This is a genomic window from Paenibacillus terricola (assembly GCF_014779765.1).
GTDB lineage: Bacteria > Bacillota > Bacilli > Paenibacillales > Paenibacillaceae > Paenibacillus_T > Paenibacillus_T terricola.
In genome coordinates this window covers 1,331,449-1,351,868 of record NZ_JACXZA010000001.1, presented here as the reverse complement: position 1 = coordinate 1,351,868, position 20,420 = coordinate 1,331,449, and the positions used below count along the sequence as shown (strand labels likewise).

Annotated in this window: 15 protein-coding genes; all 15 read right to left on the bottom strand. The window is 50.7% G+C overall.

Annotation, left to right across the window (positions count from 1 at the left end):
* Nucleotides 1-108 precede the first annotated feature (108 nt).
* On the bottom strand, nt 109-378 hold the full coding sequence (rpsO, locus tag H8B09_RS05955) for a 30S ribosomal protein S15 (RefSeq protein WP_110043122.1): 270 nt from the start codon (nt 376-378) through the stop codon (nt 109-111).
* A 252-nt stretch (nt 379-630) separates the two neighbouring features.
* Complete coding sequence (locus tag H8B09_RS05950; protein ID WP_191202494.1) at nt 631-1,617, bottom strand: bifunctional riboflavin kinase/FAD synthetase; 987 nt, start codon at nt 1,615-1,617, stop codon at nt 631-633.
* Between the two features lie 46 nt (nt 1,618-1,663).
* A complete protein-coding gene (gene truB / locus H8B09_RS05945; protein ID WP_191202827.1) occupies nt 1,664-2,572 on the bottom strand; it encodes a tRNA pseudouridine(55) synthase TruB in 909 nt (302 codons plus the stop codon).
* The gene (locus H8B09_RS05940; RefSeq protein WP_224753270.1) at nt 2,572-3,579 is read right to left on the bottom strand and encodes a DHH family phosphoesterase; all 1,008 of its coding nucleotides are present in this window, start codon (nt 3,577-3,579) and stop codon (nt 2,572-2,574) included. Before H8B09_RS05940 ends, truB begins: the two co-directional genes overlap by 1 nt.
* On the bottom strand, nt 3,576-3,932 hold the full coding sequence (gene rbfA / locus H8B09_RS05935) for a 30S ribosome-binding factor RbfA (RefSeq protein ID WP_191202493.1): 357 nt from the start codon (nt 3,930-3,932) through the stop codon (nt 3,576-3,578). The genes H8B09_RS05940 and rbfA overlap by 4 nt, the downstream gene beginning before the upstream one ends.
* A gap of 7 nt (nt 3,933-3,939) precedes the next feature.
* Nucleotides 3,940-7,011: a translation initiation factor IF-2 gene (gene infB, locus H8B09_RS05930; protein ID WP_191202492.1), complete on the bottom strand. Its 3,072-nt coding sequence runs from the start codon at nt 7,009-7,011 to the stop codon at nt 3,940-3,942.
* On the bottom strand, nt 7,004-7,363 hold the full coding sequence (locus H8B09_RS05925) for a YlxQ family RNA-binding protein (RefSeq protein ID WP_397376042.1): 360 nt from the start codon (nt 7,361-7,363) through the stop codon (nt 7,004-7,006). Before H8B09_RS05925 ends, infB begins: the two co-directional genes overlap by 8 nt.
* A complete protein-coding gene (gene rnpM / locus H8B09_RS05920) occupies nt 7,320-7,631 on the bottom strand; it encodes an RNase P modulator RnpM (protein WP_191202491.1) in 312 nt (103 codons plus the stop codon). Before rnpM ends, H8B09_RS05925 begins: the two co-directional genes overlap by 44 nt.
* 43 nt (nt 7,632-7,674) lie before the next feature.
* Nucleotides 7,675-8,775, bottom strand: coding sequence for a transcription termination factor NusA (gene nusA, locus H8B09_RS05915; RefSeq protein WP_191202490.1), 1,101 nt, complete (start codon nt 8,773-8,775; stop codon nt 7,675-7,677).
* A 37-nt stretch (nt 8,776-8,812) separates the two neighbouring features.
* On the bottom strand, nt 8,813-9,274 hold the full coding sequence (rimP, locus tag H8B09_RS05910) for a ribosome maturation factor RimP (RefSeq protein WP_191202489.1): 462 nt from the start codon (nt 9,272-9,274) through the stop codon (nt 8,813-8,815).
* Nucleotides 9,275-9,590: 316 nt separating this feature from the next.
* The gene (locus tag H8B09_RS05905) at nt 9,591-13,910 is read right to left on the bottom strand and encodes a PolC-type DNA polymerase III (protein WP_191202488.1); all 4,320 of its coding nucleotides are present in this window, start codon (nt 13,908-13,910) and stop codon (nt 9,591-9,593) included.
* A 686-nt stretch (nt 13,911-14,596) separates the two neighbouring features.
* Nucleotides 14,597-15,967 (bottom strand): DUF5050 domain-containing protein, encoded by a 1,371-nt coding sequence (locus tag H8B09_RS05900; protein WP_191202487.1) that lies wholly within the window; start codon nt 15,965-15,967, stop codon nt 14,597-14,599.
* 432 nt (nt 15,968-16,399) lie between these two features.
* Nucleotides 16,400-17,848, bottom strand: a complete 1,449-nt coding sequence (gene proS, locus H8B09_RS05895) for a proline--tRNA ligase (protein ID WP_191202486.1) — start codon at nt 17,846-17,848, stop codon at nt 16,400-16,402.
* A gap of 8 nt (nt 17,849-17,856) precedes the next feature.
* Nucleotides 17,857-19,140 (bottom strand): RIP metalloprotease RseP, encoded by a 1,284-nt coding sequence (gene rseP, locus H8B09_RS05890; RefSeq protein ID WP_191202485.1) that lies wholly within the window; start codon nt 19,138-19,140, stop codon nt 17,857-17,859.
* A 112-nt stretch (nt 19,141-19,252) separates the two neighbouring features.
* Entirely contained in the window at nt 19,253-20,395 is a 1,143-nt protein-coding gene (locus tag H8B09_RS05885) for a 1-deoxy-D-xylulose-5-phosphate reductoisomerase (protein WP_191202484.1), read from the bottom strand.
* Nucleotides 20,396-20,420 lie beyond the last annotated feature (25 nt).

Sequence of the window (20,420 nt, the reverse complement as noted above, 5' to 3'; positions counted from 1 at the left end):
ATTGCATTCATGGCAAACAATTCTGATTTCTTTAACATTACAAAAAGCAACCTGCCACATCCGCCCGTTTGTCGGACCGAAGAAAGGCTAGGTTGCTTTTTTCGATGCTTATCGGCGAAGGCCGAGTTTTTCGATCAATGCGCTGTAACGTTTAACGTCGTTGTTTTTCAGGTATGCCAGCAGTTTACGGCGTTGGCCTACCATCTTGAGCAAACCGCGGCGGGAGTGGTGGTCCTTCTTGTGCGTCCGCAGGTGGTTCGTCAAGTTAACGATGTTTTCCGTAAGGATAGCGACTTGAACCTCTGGGGATCCCGTATCGCTCGCGTGTTTCTTGTGCGTTTCGATAATCTCATTCTTACGCTCTTGTGTGATTGCCATCCTATGTTCACCTCCTAATCAAATAATCGCCTTCAGCCTCGTCACCGCCGGTGAGAGCGAGTAACCAAGCCGAGGTTCCTGTGCTGTATCGACAGCGAAAACTGTCCATGTAAGCAGCAACGTGTTACAGTATAGCACAAATGTACGTCCCATGTAAACCGCCGCCGCTTGTGCATTCCATCACAATATAGGACATGCTCAAAACGTTCAGTTTCCAGTAACGTGATCAAACACAACTTCTCGAACGAACTCTTATAGGTTGCGGCTTACGGTTGATGTTTCCTCAGACCCGAGTTGTGCAAGTTGTCTAGCTGCTTCATCACGATCACGACCGATCTGTGCAACAAGTTCATCGACAGATGCGAATTTATGCTCTGGCCGAATGAATGAAATAAATCGAATCCGAATCGTCTGATCGTAAAGATCGCCAGAAAATCCGATCAGATGGGCTTCGAGCACCGGCGCTTTCTCCCCATCCTTAAATGTCGGCTTCATGCCGTGATTCAGCACTGCCGGATACAATTGACCACCGATAACCGCTTGTGCTGCATATACACCAAGTCGCGGTGTCGTGTACGGCTCTACAAGTCCAATGTTTGCTGTAGGAAATCCTATTAGCCGTCCTCGCGCATGCCCGTGGACAACAACACCTTCAACTTCATATGGACGGCCAAGCAGCTGCTCAGCGAGCGCCATATTGCCTTCATCCAACGCTTCGCGCACATAAGTGCTGCTAATCTTCTGACCTTGCAGCAAGAACGGTTCGACAACCTCAGTCGTCATTCCTACTTCTTGACCAAGGGAACCGAGCATCGAAGCATCGCCTGCACCACGGCTGCCGAAGCGGAAATCAAATCCGACTACGGTATGGCGAACGCCAAGCGGTGCTAACACCTCGAAGACGAATCGTTCAGGCGAAATGCCAGCGAAGCTGTGGTCAAACTTCATAACGAACGCATAATCGACACCAAGCTCCGCGAATTGAGCCAGCTTGCTCTCAAGCGGTGTCAAACAGCTGACATACTGCTCGCCCTGCCCAAGCACAGCCTTCGGGTGAGGATGAAAAGTCATCACGGCTGATTTCAGCCCTTGCTGGCGAGCGGCATCAACTGCGCGCTTGATTACGTTCTGATGTCCTTTGTGAACTCCGTCAAAATGGCCGATCGCAACGGACAGCTGCTCGCTCTTCGATGCTAACGGCGAATCGGATAACGGAAAACCGATGGAAATCAGTTCCATAGCTCAAACACCCGCAATCTATTCAAAATTCTGTTCTTGCAAGAAGCTAATTAAATACTTTGACTGGGGACAACTGGCGCGCCTCCGCATTCCATTCGAAGATGCCGAGGAACCGTTCCTCCTCATCATACAATCGAACAGACTGTTTAGGTAAGAGCGAATTCACACCGCTAAGACGATGTGCTCCAATTCTTTGCCCTTGAAGGGCATACGCTGCGGCACTCTGTTTGACGATTGCCTTCGGCATATGGAACAAAGCCGCATCCGCAGTCATTAACCGCGATTGCAGCAGCCCATCTGCCTGTAGTGCTGCCACCTCTTCAATCGTCATGCAGTGCTCCTTCGTAAAACCTGCCGACATCGTACGAACAAGCTCTGCCATCGAAGCTGGCACACCAAGACGTTTGCCGATATCTACACACAATGTTCGGATATAGGTTCCCTTAGAGCAATGAACGCTAAAACGAATACGCGGACGGCTTGCATCCTGTTCAAATCCGAGCAGCGAAATGCTGTGGATCGTCACCTTCCGCGACTTGCGTTCAATCGTGACCCCTTGTCTGGCCAAATCATACAGACGCTGCCCACCGACTTTTACAGCCGAGTACATCGGAGGAACTTGATCGATCTCGCCAACGAAAGAGGCAAGAACGGAAGCTGCCTGCTCTTCTGTAACGGAGACCGTATCGACTTCCTCAACAGGTGTTCCTGTCATATCTTCGGTATCAGTCGCCACGCCGAGCTGCAGTACCGCCTCATAAGCCTTGGGCTGCTCCTGCAAGTATTCGACGACGCGTGTTGCACGTCCAATGCAGAGCGGAAGAACGCCTGTTACTTGCGGATCGAGCGTGCCTGCATGACCAATTCGCCGCTCGCGCGTAATGCCCCGCACCTTCGCTACAACGTCATGGCTAGTCCATCCAGCCGGCTTCCATACCGCCAATATGCCATCCATCAATTGTTCAACGCCTTTCTTGCCGCTTCCACCACTTGCAGCATTGTCTGCTCAAGCGGCCCTTCATGTTTGCAACCTGCAGCGCGAACATGTCCGCCGCCGCTGAACGATTGGGCAACAGCTGCTACGTCGACGACACCCGCTGAACGCATGCTCACTTTTACCTGACCATCCTTAAGTTCCTTGAACAGTATACCAACTTCAACGCCATCAACGTTGCGCGCGTAGTTGACTAAACCTTCCAAGTCTTCAGGCGCTGCGCCGGTGTTGGCGAGATCGTTCGCTTCTATGTATAGCCAACCAATACGGTTATCTTCGGAAAACACTAATCTGCTAAGGCCTAACTGCAGCAGCTTGAGCTGCGGCATCGTCATCCGCTCGAGCAAATAATCCGCGATCCAATGTCCGTTCACACCTAGTTGAAGCAGCTGGGAAGCCATCTCCATCACATGTGGTGTCGTATTCGAATATCGGAAACCGCCCGTATCCGTCAACAAGCCTGTATAAATCGCTGTAGCAGCCGACTCATCTGGCGTAATGCCAGCATGTCTTAATAAATCAAACAAAATCTCAACGGTTGCTGCCGCTTCCGGATGAATAACATTATGAACGCCGAATGCGTCATTCGTTGGATGATGGTCAATATTAAGAAGCTGATGGTCCTCAGAAAAACAAGACGCCACCTCGCCGATACGCCGAAAATCGGCACAATCGACAGCAATGACGCGGTTGAACGTTCGATTCGGCTGTGACTTGCTGTAATTTATGATCGTATCGCTAAGAGTTAAAAAATGAAGTCGTGAAGGCACTTCACCTTCGTTGATTAACGTAAAACGTTTGCCAAGCTTGTGAAGCAGCCATCCGACGACAACGGTCGAGCTGATTGCATCTCCGTCAGGCTGCACATGGGAGACGACCAGAAAGTCGTCTCCCTCATGCATAAACGTCAATGCTTGCTCAAGCAGAGCTGAGTAGCTCTCTGAACTTAACATCGCCTGATTGGTCATACTTGCCGCTCTCCACGGTTAATCTGTTCAAGCAGCGATTCGATACGGCTACCATATTCGATACTCGCATCAAATTTGAAGATGAGCTCTGGCGTATGGCGCAGACGCATCCGCTTGCCAAGCTCCGAGCGAATGAAGCCTGTGCCGCGGGCAATTGCCTTTAGCGACTCTTCCTTCTGCTCTTCGCTGCCCAGCACGCTGAGATACACCTTGGCTTGGGACAAATCGTTTGTCACTTCAACGCCAGTGACCGTAATGAATCCGATGCGCGGATCCTTTAATTCCGATTGAATAATTTGGCTCAGCTCTTTTTTAATTTGTTCGCCGACCCGACCAACTCGGACTTTTGCCATTAAGCGATCACCTCTCTACCTTTTCCATCACGAAGGCTTCGATGATGTCCCCTTCAAGAATGTCGTTAAACTTGTCAAGCGAGATACCGCACTCGTAACCTTGCGCGACTTCTTTGACATCGTCCTTGAAACGCTTGAGCGACTCAATTTTGCCAGTGAAGATGACTTTGCCGCCGCGCGTAACACGTGCTTCCGCATTACGCTGCATTTTGCCATCAATGATCATGCTGCCGGCAATCGTGCCGACTTTGGTCACTTTAATTAGCATGCGCACTTCTGCATGGCCTATAACGACTTCTTTGAATACAGGATCCAGCATGCCCTTCATCGCGTGCTCGATTTCATCGATAACGTTATAAATAATGTTATGCAGACGAACATCTACCTTCTCGTGCTCAGCTTGCGCAGTTGCCTGCGCCTCTGGACGAACGTTGAAGCCGATAACGATCGCATTCGATGCCGAAGCGAGGTTGATATCGGATTCCGTAATTGCGCCAGCGCCACTGTGGATGACGCGAACACGAACGCCTTCGATATCGATCTTCGCCAGTGCGCCTTTGAGCGCCTCGACGGAGCCCTGAACGTCACCTTTGATGATAACATTGAGATCTTTGATCTCGCCGTCTTTAATATGTTGGAACAAATCGTCAAGCGTTACGCGAGTCGTCGTCGTAAGCTCCGACTGACGAGCTTTCGTCATACGCGTTTCCGCAATTTGACGTGCTTTGCGCTCATCCTCGTAAGCGAGGAAAGGATCGCCTGCAAGCGGAACTTCAGTCAGACCAGTAATTTCGACTGGCGTAGAAGGTCCAACTTCCTTCAGACGACGGCCTTTATCGTTCACCATGGCGCGAACACGGCCGAAGCTGTTGCCGGCAATGAAGGCATCGCCGACTTTGAGCGTACCATGTTGTACGAGAATACGTGCAACAGGACCTTTACCTTTGTCGAGCTCTGCTTCAAGAACAGTACCGCGAGCGCGTTTGTTCGGGTTCGCTTTGTAGTCGTTCACTTCAGCTACGAGCAGAATCATCTCAAGCAGACCTTCGAGGTTGATCCGCTGTTTCGCAGACAGGTTGACGAAGATCGTATCGCCGCCCCATTCCTCTGGTACAAGGCCGTACTCGGTGAGCTCTTGTTTAATTTTATCTGGATTTGCATCTTCTTTATCGATTTTGTTAACTGCAACGATGATCGGTACGCCTGCCGCTTTCGCATGGTTTACGGCTTCGACCGTTTGCGGCATAACGCCGTCGTCTGCTGCAACAACGATAATCGTAATGTCCGTTACTTGAGCACCGCGGGCGCGCATAAGCGTGAACGCTTCATGGCCTGGTGTATCGAGGAACGTAATTTTCTTACCGTGAACTTCAACTTGGTATGCGCCGATATGCTGCGTAATACCACCCGCTTCTCCGCCTGTTACGTTCGTATGGCGAATGGCGTCAAGCAGTGTTGTTTTACCGTGGTCGACGTGACCCATGATGGTAACAACTGGAGGACGCGCTTCCAGATCCGCTTCATCATCCGTTTCTTCAACGGTTTCGAATTGGTCTTCTTCGACGCGGATTTTCACTTCGACTTCCTCAACGCCCATCTCTGTTGCGATGAGTTGGATCGTATCCAGATCAACTTCTTGGTTAATCGTAGCCATAACGCCCATGAAGATCAGCTTCTTGATAACTTCGGAAGCATCCTTATGGAGCAACTTAGCAAGCTCGCCAACCGTCATCGAACCACGTACGATAATTTTCTTCGGCGTATTGTCGATTTTCTCGCGTGGAGGCTGGTTGCTGGCGCCACGGTTGTTTCTGCCGCCTTTGCCGCCACGACCCGAACGGAATCCACCTTTGTTGTCATCATCGAAGCGACGGCCGCCATTGTTGTTATTGTTGTGGCTCTTTTGATTTCCTTTTCTCGAAGCCCAGTTGCTGGAAGCGCCGCTGTTCTCGGAACGCGAGTTTTGGGATGGTGCGCTTGTAGCGCCGCCGCGTGCGCCGCCACCAGGTGCACCGCCGCCGCCAAATGACGGACGACCGCCGCCACCTTGACCCGCTGGTCTGCCTTGACCACCTTGACCGCCGCCTTGGCCGCCGCGGAATCCGCCTCCGCCTTGACCCGCTGGTCTGCCTTGGCCACCTTGGCCTCCTTGACCGCCGCGATATCCACCGCCTTGGCCGCCTTGACCACCTTGGCCTCCTTGACCGCGATATCCGCCGCCCTGTCCGCCTTGGCCTCCTTGACCTCCGCCTTGGCCGCCGCGATATCCACCGCCGCCTTGGCCTCCTTGACCACCTTGGCCTCCTTGACCGCGATATCCGCCGCCCTGTCCGCCTTGGCCTCCTTGACCGCCGCCTTGGCCGCCGCGATATCCACCGCCGCCTTGGCCTCCTTGGCTGCCTCCTTGACCGCGGTATCCTCCGCCGCCTTGGCCTCCTTGACCGCCGCCTTGACCGCGGTATCCACCGCCGCCTTGGCCTCCTTGGCCGCCGCCCTGACCGCGGTATCCTCCGCCGCCTTGACCCGGTCCACGGTTGCCGCCTTGACCACCGTTACCGCGGTATCCGCCGCCTTGGCCTGGTCCACGGTTGCCGCCTTGCGTACTATTCGTATTCGATTGACTTGGAGCTTGCTGTTCAGTACTGCGTTGTTCAGTGCCGCGCTGCTCCTGTTGTTCGCCTGATTGGTTGGTTGTGTTCGTTGTCGTTTTAATAGAATTCATAGTCCCCTGTCTATCCTGTGAATGAATTTTGTTCGGATCCGATTGCGCCTGTGCGCCAGCATGCTCTGCAGCAGACGCCTGTTTTCGGTTGTCCTGGTGTTTCGGAGTTGCCGCTCCCGACACGGTAGCCGTCTCGGAGGCGCGTTTAACTGCGGCATTTTGTTTAATATCACGAAAGAATCCTTCAACCTTGGAGACCATATTGTTCTCCATGACACTCATATGATTATTCACCGGCAAATTAAGCCGCTTCAAGATCGTGATGATTTCTTTACTGCTCATGTTGAGCGATTTGGCATATTCGTATACGCGAAGCTTATCTTTATTGTTATCTTTGCTGTCCGGTTGTTTAGTCAATATTGTCCACCTCCGAATATGAGCTTAACTGACCAATGATCATCCGGGCGAACCCTGCGTCGGTGACCGCCACCAGCACGCGGGCTTCTTTCCCGATCGCCTTGCCCAGTTCCACTCGATCGAACGCTTCGGCTAGTTTGACATTATAATAGCCGCACTTGTCACGATACTTCTTCTTCGTGTTGTCCGAAGCATCCCCCGCAACGATGACTAGATGTGCTTTGCCTTGCCTTATCGACTTCAGAACCGTATCGTCGCCGGTAACGAGCTTACCAGCCCTCATTGCCATCCCAAGATGCGAGAGCGCCTTACTCATCATCTTCTGCACGTTCTTTGCTGGCAATGAATTCATCCTCTACCGCTATGAAATCCTGCTCCAGTTGGTCGTAGATGACCGGCTCCACTTGCGCTTTCAATGCGCGATCGAAAGCTCTGCTCTTCTTCGCCAGCCTGAAACAATCGACTTGTCCGCACAAGTAGGCGCCTCTGCCCGCCTTTTTTCCTGTCAGATCGATCAAGACATCACTTTCAGGTGTACGTACAACCCGAATAAGCTCCTTCTTGGGCATCATTCGTTGACAAGCAATACATTTGCGCAGCGGCACTTTTCTCGGTTTCACCGTGCTCCCCCCTCTCTGAAGCAAGCTCTATCCTGTTGACCGATTAGTCGATCGATACCGAATCCTGATGCATCGTATCGCTCTCTGGCGATCTTGGACGACCGAATTCTTGCTCAGCTTGCGTCTCGCTTTTAATATCGATCTTCCAGCCTGTTAGCTTCGCCGCTAGGCGAGCGTTCTGGCCTTTAATACCGATTGCTAGCGAAAGTTGATAGTCAGGCACGATGACACGCGCCATTTTCTCTTGTTCGAATACGATAACTTCCAATACTTTGGACGGGCTAAGCGCATTCGCAACGTACTCGTCGATGTTCTCCGACCAGCGGACGATATCGATTTTCTCGCCTTTGAGCTCGTTAACGATCGTCTGTACGCGCATGCCCTTAGGACCTACGCAGGAGCCAACAGGATCAACTTCCGAATTGCGGGAGTGAACCGCAATCTTGGAACGGAAGCCCGCTTCGCGTGCAACGGAACGAATCTCAACGACACCGTCATAAATCTCAGGCACTTCAAGCTCGAACAGGCGCTTAAGCAAGCCTGGATGTGTGCGGGACATAATAATTTGAGGTCCCTTCGTCGTATTCTCAACCTTCGTGATATACGACTTCACACGGTCGCCGTGCTTGAATTTGTCCGTTGGCATCAATTCCGTTAGCGGAAGCACTGCTTCTACTTTGCCAAGATCAACGAACAGATTGCGTGTATCTTGACGTTGAACGATACCGTTCACGATATCTTCTTCTTTGTCGATGAACGCGTTATAAATAAGACCGCGCTCAGCTTCGCGGATACGCTGCGTTACGACCTGTTTAGCGGTCTGCGCTGCAATCCGACCAAAATCGCGCGGCGTGACTTCGATATCAGCAATATCGTCGATTGTGTAATGCGGATTAATCTCGCGTGCTGCATCTACCGAAATTTCCATGCGAGGATCGAGAACCTCGTCAACAACGGTCTTACGTGCGTAAACTTTAATAACGCCCGTTGTGCGGTTAATGTCAACGCGTACATTTTGTGCAGTGTTGAAATTACGCTTATAACTGGAAATGAGCGCAGCTTCTATGGCATCGATCAGGATGTCTTTGCTGATCCCTTTCTCTCGCTCGATCTCGCCTAAAGCTTCAATAAACTCCATGCTCATTGCAATGAGCTCCCCCTTTCATACGATGACAGACGTGCTAGAATACGATAGCCAAACGGGCCGAAGCGACCTTGGCATACGGAATTTCGACGTTGCTCTGATTGACACGCATCTTCACAAGCTCGCCGTCGAATGATTGCAGCAGTCCTTCGAATTCTTTGTGCCCTTTAATCGGCTCGTACGTGGTTACATAAATATGCTTGCCAACCGCTTTATGCACGTCTTCCGGTTTTTTGAGAGGACGCTCAGCACCGGGCGAAGAAACCTCTAGGAAATATGCTTCCGTAATCGGGTCCTTCTCGTCGAGTTGCTCGCTCAAGTATTCGCTTACGCGACCGCACTCGTCGATATCGATGCCGCCCTCCTTATCGACAAATACGCGCAGGAAGTAGTTGCTGCCTTCCTTCACATATTCAACGTCAACAAGCTCAAATCCGTTCTCGTCGATGAAAGGTTTCACCATGTCTTCGACGATTTGTTTAATTTTCGAATTGCTCAAATGATACGAACCTCCCGAATGTGACAATGGAAAAATGGCGAGACAAAACGTAAAGAGTGGGTTTCCCCACTCTTTGTCAGTCAGCCTATCCACATCTTTACCAGAAAAATTATAACATAACCATATGACAGGTGACAACCGCCTTGTTCAAGGTGAAACGGCTGTAACCACCCTATTGGCGGTACAGTGCGTTTCATTCCGGAGAAATCCAAGTCATAGTATCAGATAATAATATACTTTCTTGGATTTCAAGGTGAAACGGCTGTAACCGCCCTATTGGCGGTACAGTGCGTTTCATTCCGGAGAAATTACGCGTTTAGAAGAGCGAGAGCTGATTCGATTCCGGCAGACCTCGGAAGACGCCCATACCTGTCAGAACCTCTACGATCGTCTTCGTTGCCTTCGATTTCATCTGGAAGTCTTCAATCGATAGATACTCGCCTTCCTCGCGGGAAGCAGCGATGTTCTTCGCCGCGTTCTCCCCGATGCCGGCAATAGCGGAGAACGGTGGAATAAGCGAATTGCCATCAACGATGAAGTTCGTCGCATCCGAACGATACAGATCAATCGGCTTAAACGAGAACCCGCGCGAAGTCATCTCCAGCGCCATCTCGAGCTGCGACACGCTGTTCTTCTCTTTCGGCGTTGCGTTGAAGCCTTTGTTCTCTATCTCTTCAAGCCTGCGGAAGATCGCATCATAACCTTGACATAACAGATCGAGGTCAAAATCCTCCGATATCCGAACCGAGAAGTAAGTCGCATAGAATTGAATCGGATAATAGAGCTTGAAGTAAGCAGTACGCACTGCCGAGATTACGTATGCCGCGGCATGCGCTTTCGGGAACATGTACTCGATCTTCAAACAGGAGTCAATGTACCATTGCGGCACCTTGCAATTCTTCATTTCTTCGATCCATTCAGGCGTCAAACCTCTGCCCTTACGCACGCTCTCTGTAATTTTGAACGCAAGAGCCGCATCCATGCCCGCTTTATAGATCAGGAACAACATGATCTCGTCGCGGCAACCAATAACGGTCTTGATCGTACAAGTGTTGTTCTTAATCAGTTCCTGTGCGTTACCGAGCCATACGCCCGTTCCGTGCGATAGACCGGAAATCTGCAGCAAGTCCGCAAACGTTGAAGGTTTCGTCTCTTCAAGCATCTGGCGAACGAACTTCGTCCCCATCTCCGGAACCCCATATGTTGCAACGGCAGAACGAATCTGCTGGGGCATAACCCCAAGCGCATCCGTTGAGTTGAAGACACTCATAACCTTCGGGTCGTTCATCGGAATGGTCGTCGGATCGACACCCGTCAAGTCCTGCAGCATCCGCATCATCGTAGGATCATCGTGTCCGAGTATATCGAGCTTAAGCAAGTTTTCCTCGAAGGCGTGATAGTCAAAATGAGTTGTCTTCCATTCCGCATTCACGTCATCGGCCGGATACTGGACCGGCGTAACATCCTCAACTTCGATATAATCCGGCACAACAACGATACCGCCAGGGTGCTGACCCGTGCTTCGCTTAACGCCTGTACAGCCCGAAGCCAATCGGTTCAGCTCAGCGCCGCGCCATTTCTTGCCCTGCTCTTCTTCATACTTCTTGGCGAAACCATATGCGGTCTTCTCAGCTACCGTACCAATCGTACCTGCGCGGAATACGCATTTGTCACCGAACATGACCTTTGTATAGTTATGCGCAACCGGCTGATAGACGCCTGAGAAGTTCAAGTCAATATCGGGAACCTTATCGCCTTTAAACCCTAGGAATGTTTCGAACGGAATATCCTGTCCTTCGCCTTTCATCGGCGAACCGCAGTTCGGACACGACTTATTCGGTAAGTCAAAACCGCTTCGAATGCTGCCGTCAAGGAACCACTCGCTGTGTTTGCATGATGAAGACGGGCATAAGTAATGCGGCGGCAGCGGGTTTACCTCGGAAATGCCGAGGAACGTAGCGACAATCGAAGAACCTACGGACCCCCGCGAACCAACCAGATAGCCATCTTCATTCGATTTTTTTACCAAACGCGCTGAGATTAGATAGTTGGCCGAGAAACCGTAGTTGATAATCGGTACAAGCTCTTTCTCAAGCCGCTGGATAATAACCTCTGGCAGTTCGTCTCCATACAAGGACTTAGCTGTGTCGTAGCATGTCGTACGAATCTCTTCTTCGGCGCCTTCAATTATCGGTGTGAACAGCTTGCTCGGGAACATATCGAATTTCTCGAACCGATCCGCCAGCTCGTTCGTGTTGCGGACGACTACCTCATAAGCTTTCTCCTCCCCAAGGAAAGAGAATTCACGCAGCATCTCGTCCGTTGTTCGAAAATGAGCATCAGGCTTGCGCATCCCTTTCAGCGGGCTGAAGCCAGTGATACCATGAATCGTGATGTCGCGGAACACTTTATCGCGCGGATTCAAGTAATGAACGTTGCCTGTTGCGATAACAAGCTTATTCAGCTTTGCACCGATGCGAACGACACGTCGGAGCGCTTCCTCGATCTCCGCGCGACTGCTGACGAAACCTTTTTCAACAAGATGCATGTAGAAGTCAACCGGTTGAATTTCCAGCACATCGTAGAATTGTGCGACATCTTCTGCCTCTTCTTCCGTCTTATTAAGTACGGTCTCGAAGAACTCGCCTTTCTCACAACCAGAGATGACTAATAGCCCCTCGCGAAGCTCTGTCAGCTTGCTCTTCGGCATGATGGCCACTTTCTTGAAATATTCTGTATGCGAAATCGAAATGAGCTTGAACAGATTTTTCTTCCCTGTACCGTTGAGCGCGTAAACGCCGCAATGGAATGGACGCTGGTTCGATAGGTCAAGACCAACGTAATCGTTCAGCTGATGCAGACCCGTAATATTGCGATCGGCACAATCCTTAAGCAATCCGAACAATACGCCGCCGAGTGCGATCGAGTCATCGATTGCACGGTGATGGTTCTCAAGGCTGATTTTATATTTATCCGACAATGTGTTCAGCCTGTGATTCTTCATCGTTGGATGGATGAAACGTGCAAGCTCCAATGTATCAAGCACTGGATTCTTAACCTCAGGAAGCCCGATCGCCTTGCAGTTCGCCTGAATAAAGCCGATATCGAAACGCGCATTATGCGCGACGAGCACCGTATCGCCGATGAACTCAATGAATTCGCGCAGCTTCGGTTCAAGCTCAGGCGCATCTGCCACCATCTCATCATTAATGTTGGTGAGCTGTTGAATATGGTAAGGGATTTTCTCATGCGGATTGATGAACGTCGAGAAGCGGTCTACTTCTTGACCGTCGCGCATTTTGACCCCTGCAAGCTCGATGATCTTGCAATTGATAATGGACAGACCTGTCGTCTCGATATCGAACACGATATATTCGCTGTCAAGCAACGACTGTTCGCGTGGATTGATGACCATCGGCACCGCATCGTTGACTACGTTCGCTTCAACGCCAAACAGAACGTTAATCCCATGCTTCTTAGCTGCTTTAGCGGCCTCGGGGTAGCAATGTACGTTGCTGTGGTCGGTAACCGCAATCGCTTTATGGCCCCACTTGGCAGCTGTCTTCACGTAATCGCTTATCGACGTAACAGCGTCCATTGTGCTCATCGCGGAATGGAGATGGAATTCGACCCGCTTCTCTTTCGCTTCGTCCTTACGGTCAGCCGGCGCCTTCACTTCGTGCAGATCGTTCGGCATCATGACTAGCTCAGGCTCCATCATGAAACGGTCATATTCGACGCGGCCGCGCGCTTTGATCCATTTGCCATTCGAGAGCTTGCTCAGAATCTTCACGTCTTCCTTCGTCTTCGCAAACATCTTCATCGCGATCGAATCCGAGAAGTCGGTTACATTGAAGGTGAACAGCGTGCTGCCGTTACGCAGCTCCTTCACTTCGAGACCGAACACTGTACCTTGTACAGCAATCTTCTTCTCTTCTTCGCGGATATTCATGATTGGAACAGCTTCCTCACGAATGTCATAGCCAACAGCAAGCGGCTGATCGCCGTCATCTGCCGCATCGTCAAAGGATTCCTCAGGAGCGCTCACCATTAATTGCTGAAGTGCTTCCCGTTCCTCTTGCTCTACCTTCCTTGCTAGTTGCTCATAGGCTTCTTGCCGGCTTTCTTGCCTTTGTGCAGCCGTCAGCTTGACGCGCACCGATCGAGCGAACCTTTCATCATAAAAACGGGATACTGCTTCGTCGATCCCTTTTTTCTTCGCAAGTTCAAGACCAGTCTGATCAAGCATCAGAATGCTCAGCACATCATCGTTCGCTTCGATTCCTGCTCTCGCCAGCCAGCCGTTAACCGATACCATCTCGCGCTGCGCATATTCAACGAATAAAGACCAATATTCCTGCGAAATAACGGAGGTGGGAATTGCGTTATCGTAGTGCATGACGATTGATATGGCTGCGATATGAGAAAGACGATCCGCAATCGTTCGCATGAACAGCGAGAACGTCGTTGATGGAACAAGAGAAGGCTTATGAATATGAAGCGTCCACTCTCGATTGGTTTCGCTAACGACAACCCTCTCGATATGTCCGTCTTGAAAATGTGCATGTATCATGTCTTCCGGCAGCTGCGCCTGACGCATGAGCAGCTCGAAACGCTGACGCTTATTAGTGTCCATAGCTTTTATCCTTTCCTAAAAGGAGAATGGGGCGGTCCCCATGCCCCCTTGTTGTAAGGGAAGGGGCTTCCCCTTGTACCCCGGTTGGTGACTTATAAGGGGCTTCGCCCCTTTGAAACCCCTGCTGTGAAACATTTACTTCTGGAAAGGGCTGCGCCCCTTTTGATACTATTTTAATAAATCTTATCCACTCCCACCCAAACCCTCCCTCTCCTAAGAGGGAGGGCTCCAAAGGGCTCCGCCCTCTGGACTCCTGGATGACGCGGTCTAGCTGCGTTGGGCGGTGGGGTCGCTTTTGTCCCTGATCGGGACACGCTTGACGTCTACTGTATCTAGGTACGGAAGATGAATGAGCAGCTAGGTGTGCTCGACCCTACCAAGTGCAGTTAAGCCGCTTGTCGTCCCTGCGGGACACGCTCTAGGTCGATGCTCGACCGGTTAAGGGGCTTCGCCCCTTTGGAGCCCTTGCAGTGAAATTCATTTTTGGGGGCTGCGCCCCTTAAACCGCTGTACTACCGAAATACGGGCTTCAGCCGCAAAATTTCGGCTTCGATGTCGAACTTTGTGATGATCGTTTTATATTATACCTGAAACGGAGCGGGTATGGGGGCTTGGGTGAAATGAAAATATAATCTGAAAATTAACAGCCGCCCTGTCTCCTTCGATGGAAACGGACGGCCTAAGGATTAATCAGGTAATTGCAGCGCTTGTAAATAACTGTTGTGGCCATAAACATTATAATAGTAAAGCCAGTTGGCAGCGATATTGAGTTCACCAGGCGAGTCGAAAACATCGAGGTCGTCGATCACCTTCCACTCCCCCAACATCCGATATGTCGGTGTAGACGGCAGAATATCTTCTTGGTTTGGGTTGTGAAGATTAATTCGTGCGATTACTTCGTATTGCGCAGAATCGCGCCTTACATAATAAATCCAACCGTCTGCAAGGTTCATGGAATGAACATTAACCGGGAACGTATGGAGCACGACAGGATTCGTACCATCCAGCTCAATCCGCTGAATGTTGCAGCTGCATGCGCCTTCTTCCTGCCCTCTTGTCCGGGTCAGATAATATATATGATCCTTATATTGCTGCACTGCGTACAAATCTTCAAGCCCTTGCACGACAACCTTGTCCTTGCGAGATTCCAATTCCATCTGATGGATCGAATAATGTTCATTGGCACTGTCGAAAGCAGCATAAATTAATAGCCCTTCATCCGTAATCTGAGGCGATAGGATAACCCCGTTCTTCAATATCGTCTCATTGCTCTTATCTTGAAGATCCATTACTTGCATCGGTCCATTCACATAATAAAGCCTATCGTTCCACAATTGCATCCATTGCAAATGCCTGCCGCTGCCACCCTGGTATACGACTGATTTGCTCCGCGTCGTCAAATTCAATCGATAAATCGATTCATCCATTGTATAAAATAATTCATTCCCCACTACATTCATGTTCTCCGCATAATCATCCGACAACGAGATCAAATGGCTGCCATCTGTATCGGTCATATAAATCCCGCCATTCAAATCAGAGAACACTATCCGGTTCCCATAATGGATCGTATAGCCGTCATTATTGCGATTGCCATTCTCTTCACGCAGGAGCAGGTCAATCGTTTCATTAGGCGTGACCAATTTGGTCACGCGTTTATTCGTTATATCCGTATATATTTCGACGAACTGATCGTCGTCAATGATTTTATAACTCCAGTAGCCATTCGCTTCGGCAAGCTCATATTGAAAACTTGGATCAACAAGCAGCCTTCCCGGATCAGAGGACAAAAAGAAGGTTGGATACGTTTGGTCATGGGATAACTCCACTTTCACCAGCATTAGTCCGTATCGCTCGAAAACATTCTTCGTTGGATGATGCCAACCACTCACATCCTGAATGATTAGTACCTCGTCCGAAGTATTTTCTTTTGTCTGCATCACCGTAATCGCCTTTGAATCCAATGTTGATGCTTCTTCTTGATTCGTATCGTCACTGCATCCGGCCAATAGTACAGCACATACTACTCCCCATTCTATACAGCGCCTCCATCTCATCTCTGCCCACCTTCCAATCCGCATATTACCAATACTGTATCATGGATAATTCCCCCCTGAAATCCCCCCTACATAAAGATTTATTCAATTCTATCGTTCTTCTTGAGCACAAAAAAACACCTCTAGGTTAATTAGCAACTGCAATTACGCAATTGTCCAATTTCACTTAGAGGTGTTCCTCTCATTACCATCCCATTCTACAGTAAAGCGTGTCCCGCAGGGACGAAAGCGAGTATCCACTCGCATGGTGCAGCACTTCGAACAAGTATGCAGACGTTCGAGCTTCACTAGATCCCATCACCCCTGAGCTTGTCCCAATGGGACAAAGCGGGCACACGTTCTACCGTCCCTAAACCGGTCCTTCAGGGGTCCAGGGGAGATATCCCCTGGGGCCCTCCCCTTTGAAGGGGAGGGTTTGGGTGGGGTAGAAAATTAATATGCACGTGCGAAAGCTACCGTGTGCTCTGCCTTCTCGCCGCATACGAGGCAGGTCGACTTGTGCGACGTTGGCTCGAACGGAATGTTACGGCTCGTAGCGCCCGTCTCTTCTTTGACCGTCTTCTCGCACGCTGCGGAACCACACCAGCCCGCTTCGACGAAGCCGCGTTTCTCTTCGAGGAACGCCTTCATCTCGTCGAGCGTATCGAGCGAACGGAAGTTGTCCTCACGGAACTGCTTCGCACGTTCGAACATATCGTTATGGATCTCTTCGAGCATCCGTTCCACTTCTTCTACGAGATTCGCTTGCTGCACAATGCGCTTCTCGCCAGAAATCCGGCTAACGAGAACAGCTTGTCCGTTCTCGCAATCGCGTGGACCGATCTCAATGCGAAGCGGAACGCCGCGCATTTCGTATTCATTGAATTTCCAACCAGGGCTGACGTCAGAACGGTCATCCACACGAACGCGTACGCCCGCTTGTTTGAGCTGGGCAAACAACTCATCTACACGAGGCATAACAACATCACGTGTCTTCGGCGGTCCGATTGGAATCATAATCGCTTGCGTAGGCGCTACCTTCGGAGGCAGTGCCAGACCGCGATCATCGCCATGAACCATGATCAATGCGCCGATAAGACGTGTGCTGACGCCCCAAGACGTTGTATGCGTAAATTGCAGTTGATTCTCACGATCAAGGAACTTAATATCGAACGCAACGGCGAAGTTCGTACCGAGGTAATGAGATGTACCTGCTTGTACCGCACGGCCGTCCTTCATCATTGCTTCAATGGAGTACGTATCCACTGCGCCTGCGAATTTCTCAGAAGGCGTCTTCTGGCCCATGATGACCGGAATCGCGAGGAAATCCTGCACGAAATCGCGGTATACATGAAGCATGCGCATCGTTTCTTCGCGTGCCTCTTGCTCTGTCTCGTGAGCCGTATGACCTTCCTGCCACAGGAACTCGCTTGTCCGCAAGAACGGCAGCGTACGTTTCTCCCAACGGACGACGTTTGCCCATTGGTTAATGAGAACTGGTAAATCTCGATACGATTGAATCCATTTGGCATACATATGGCCGAACATCGTCTCAGACGTTGGGCGAACAGCCAGACGCTCTTCGAGCTTCTCGCCTGCCGCTTCCGTTACCCATGGCAGCTCCGGATTGAATCCCTCCACATGCTCCTTCTCTTTCTGGAAGAAGCTTTCTGGGATAAACAGCGGGAAATACGCGTTGCGGTGACCTGTTTCTTTGAATCGACGGTCCAGATCGCGCTGAATATTCTCCCACAGCTCATAACCTTCTGGACGGAATACGATGCAACCGCGAACTGGGGAATAATCCATCAGTTCCGCCTTCTTGATTACATCAATATACCAACGGGAAAAATCCTCGCTCTGAGGCGTAATTTCGGTTACAAAACCTTTCTCCTTCGCCATAAACGCTCTTAGTGCTCCCCTCTAAACAATCGCAAAATATCATTATAAGTGACGACCAGCATCAGCAGCATGATCATCGCAAAACCAATAAAGTGAACCAGGCTTTCCCGATTCGGATCGAGCGGTCTGCCTCGCACAGCTTCCAAACCGAGGAAGATGAGACGGCTTCCGTCCAATGCCGGTATCGGAAGCAGGTTGAATATACCCAGATACAGACTAAGCAGCGCTGCCCAGCTCGTGAGCTTCGTAATGCCTTGTGCAGCAATCTGGCCCGTTACTTCAGCTGTACGTACTGGACCGCCAAGATCATCCAGTTTGAACTCGCCAAAGATCAGCTTCTTGAAGCCTTCGAAAATCGCAACGGTCATCGACTTCATATATTGACCGGAGTACTTAATCGTCTCTCCAAACGTTGCAGATCGGGTTGGATAAGCAAATCCTACGCCGACTTTACCGACCTTCGCATCTTTATCCAATACAGGGGTAATCGTTACTTTGCGCAGCTCACCATTACGAACAATCTCCCACGTGGTAGCTTTGCCTGGCGACCCTGCAATCAGATCAATAATTTTGCTCTCCTGCCCAACCTCGACCTTCATGCCATTGACGGAACGAATCTCGTCCCCTACCTTCAGATCAGCTTCCGCTGCAGGTCGTCCTGCCACAATCTCACCGACAAGAACCTTATCGGGATTGTCCACGGTTACGCCAGATAACTGAATGTAAATTCCGATTAGTACGAAAGCAAGCACGAAGTTCATGAACGGTCCGGCAAAAATAGCAAGTGCGCGCTGCCCGATCGTCTTGCTGCCGAACTGGCGGTCGATTGGAGCAATTTGCGTCTCTTTGCCTTTTGAAATCAGCAATGCTTGCGGATGAATGCGATACGTCTCCGATACCCCGTCCACATCGAGCGTAATGCTCAATCGGCGTTCCATATCGATTGCTTGTACTTCACCGCGAATGACCTGACTCCGCTCATCAAGACGGTCCAGATAAATTCGGGTGACCGAATCGCCGCTCAAACGGACGGCAATCGTCTGCCCTTCCGCCACATCGACGATTTCAGGATCTTCGCCCGCCATTCGGACGAAGCCGCCTGCCGGTATAAGACGAAGCGTGTATCTAGTTTCACCGCGTTTGAACGACAACAGCTTCGGTCCAAACCCGATTGCGAATTCACGAACAAGAATGCCGGCTCGCTTAGCAAAATAATAGTGACCCCACTCATGGATCGTCACGATGACGAAAAAAACGAGAACGGTCAAAAAGACGACCTGTATCATATGCATGGCTAGGAGCCTCCTATTCCTGATCCAACATACTCCAGCAGTACCCGGGTTGGCTTGTTCTTAATTTATCATTATTCTCCTATCCGATACAAGAGAACCGCCATGCTAGGCTCTACACGACTTCCGACTGCTGTCTCGCCCATTGATCCGTCTCTGCGATCGTCTGCTCGTCCGGATTAGTTAGAGTCTGATGCTTCTCAAGCACCGACTCTACAACCCGTTCAATATCAAGAAACCCGATTTCCCCGCGGAGGAAACGTGCTACTGCTACTTCGTTGGCGGCATTAAACACGGTTGTCGCCGTACCTGCCGCCCGCCCAGCCGCATAGGCAAGCTTCATCATCGGGTAACGCTCTTCGTCCATCTCGCGGAAGTTCAATGTACCCTGTTTGACCAAATCCAATCGACCCGTTGGCGTCGGACGGCGTGCAGGATACGTTAGCGCGTATTGAATCGGAACACGCATATCTGGCAGACCCAGCTGCGCCATCACGCTGTGATCTTCAAATTCCACATAGGAGTGGATGATGCTCTCAGGATGAATGACAACGCCGATGTCATCATAGTCAATGTCATAAAGCCAACGAGCCTCAATCACTTCAAGCCCTTTGTTCGCCATCGTCGCCGAGTCGATTGTAATCTTCGCGCCCATCGACCAGTTCGGATGCTTAAGCGCCTGTTCAACCGTTACATGGGCAAGCTCATCGCGCGTGCGATCACGGAATGAACCCCCAGAGGCCGTCAACGTAATCCGCTTAATCGAGCTGCGGCTTTCGCCATTCAAGCATTGAAAGATAGCTGAATGCTCGCTATCGATCGGCAGTACTGATACGCCTCGTTCTTGCGCTAACGACATGACTAGGTGTCCAGCCGTAACGAGCGTTTCCTTATTCGCAAGACCAACCGCCTTCCCTGCACGAATTGCTGCAAGTGTAGCTCCTAGTCCGCGACTGCCTACTATGGCCGTCACAACCATATCAGCCTGTCCATCAGCGGCAATCTCAATTAATCCTTGTTCGCCATAATAGACCTTCGTGCTTGCAGGCAGATGGAGTTTTACTTCTTCAGCCGCTTCTTTCGTCGCGACACATACTTGTTTCGGTTGAAACTGCTTCGCTTGTTCGAGTAACAATGCAATGTTGTTACCGACAGCGAGGCCTTCTATTTCGTACTGTTCCCGGTCATTAGCAATAACGTCCAACGTCTGTGTGCCAATGGAGCCGGTAGAGCCGAGTACGGTTACTTTCTTCGTCATGTCGAAATCCTCCTGACGCCTATGT

Bases quoted from the DNA above. Each gene is read 5' to 3' on its own strand.
- rpsO (WP_110043122.1), bottom strand. From the start codon at position 378: ATGGCAATCACACAAGAGCGTAAGAATGAGATTATCGAAACGCACAAG.
- H8B09_RS05950 (WP_191202494.1), bottom strand. From the start codon at position 1,617: ATGGAACTGATTTCCATCGGTTTTCCGTTATCCGATTCGCCGTTAGCA.
- truB (WP_191202827.1), bottom strand. From the start codon at position 2,572: ATGGATGGCATATTGGCGGTATGGAAGCCGGCTGGATGGACTAGCCAT.
- H8B09_RS05940 (WP_224753270.1), bottom strand. From the start codon at position 3,579: ATGACCAATCAGGCGATGTTAAGTTCAGAGAGCTACTCAGCTCTGCTT.
- rbfA (WP_191202493.1), bottom strand. From the start codon at position 3,932: ATGGCAAAAGTCCGAGTTGGTCGGGTCGGCGAACAAATTAAAAAAGAG.
- H8B09_RS05925 (WP_397376042.1), bottom strand. From the start codon at position 7,363: ATGAATTCATTGCCAGCAAAGAACGTGCAGAAGATGATGAGTAAGGCG.
- nusA (WP_191202490.1), bottom strand. From the start codon at position 8,775: ATGAGCATGGAGTTTATTGAAGCTTTAGGCGAGATCGAGCGAGAGAAA.
- H8B09_RS05905 (WP_191202488.1), bottom strand. From the start codon at position 13,910: ATGGACACTAATAAGCGTCAGCGTTTCGAGCTGCTCATGCGTCAGGCG.
- H8B09_RS05900 (WP_191202487.1), bottom strand. From the start codon at position 15,967: ATGAGATGGAGGCGCTGTATAGAATGGGGAGTAGTATGTGCTGTACTA.
- proS (WP_191202486.1), bottom strand. From the start codon at position 17,848: ATGGCGAAGGAGAAAGGTTTTGTAACCGAAATTACGCCTCAGAGCGAG.
- rseP (WP_191202485.1), bottom strand. From the start codon at position 19,140: ATGCATATGATACAGGTCGTCTTTTTGACCGTTCTCGTTTTTTTCGTC.
- H8B09_RS05885 (WP_191202484.1), bottom strand. From the start codon at position 20,395: ATGACGAAGAAAGTAACCGTACTCGGCTCTACCGGCTCCATTGGCACA.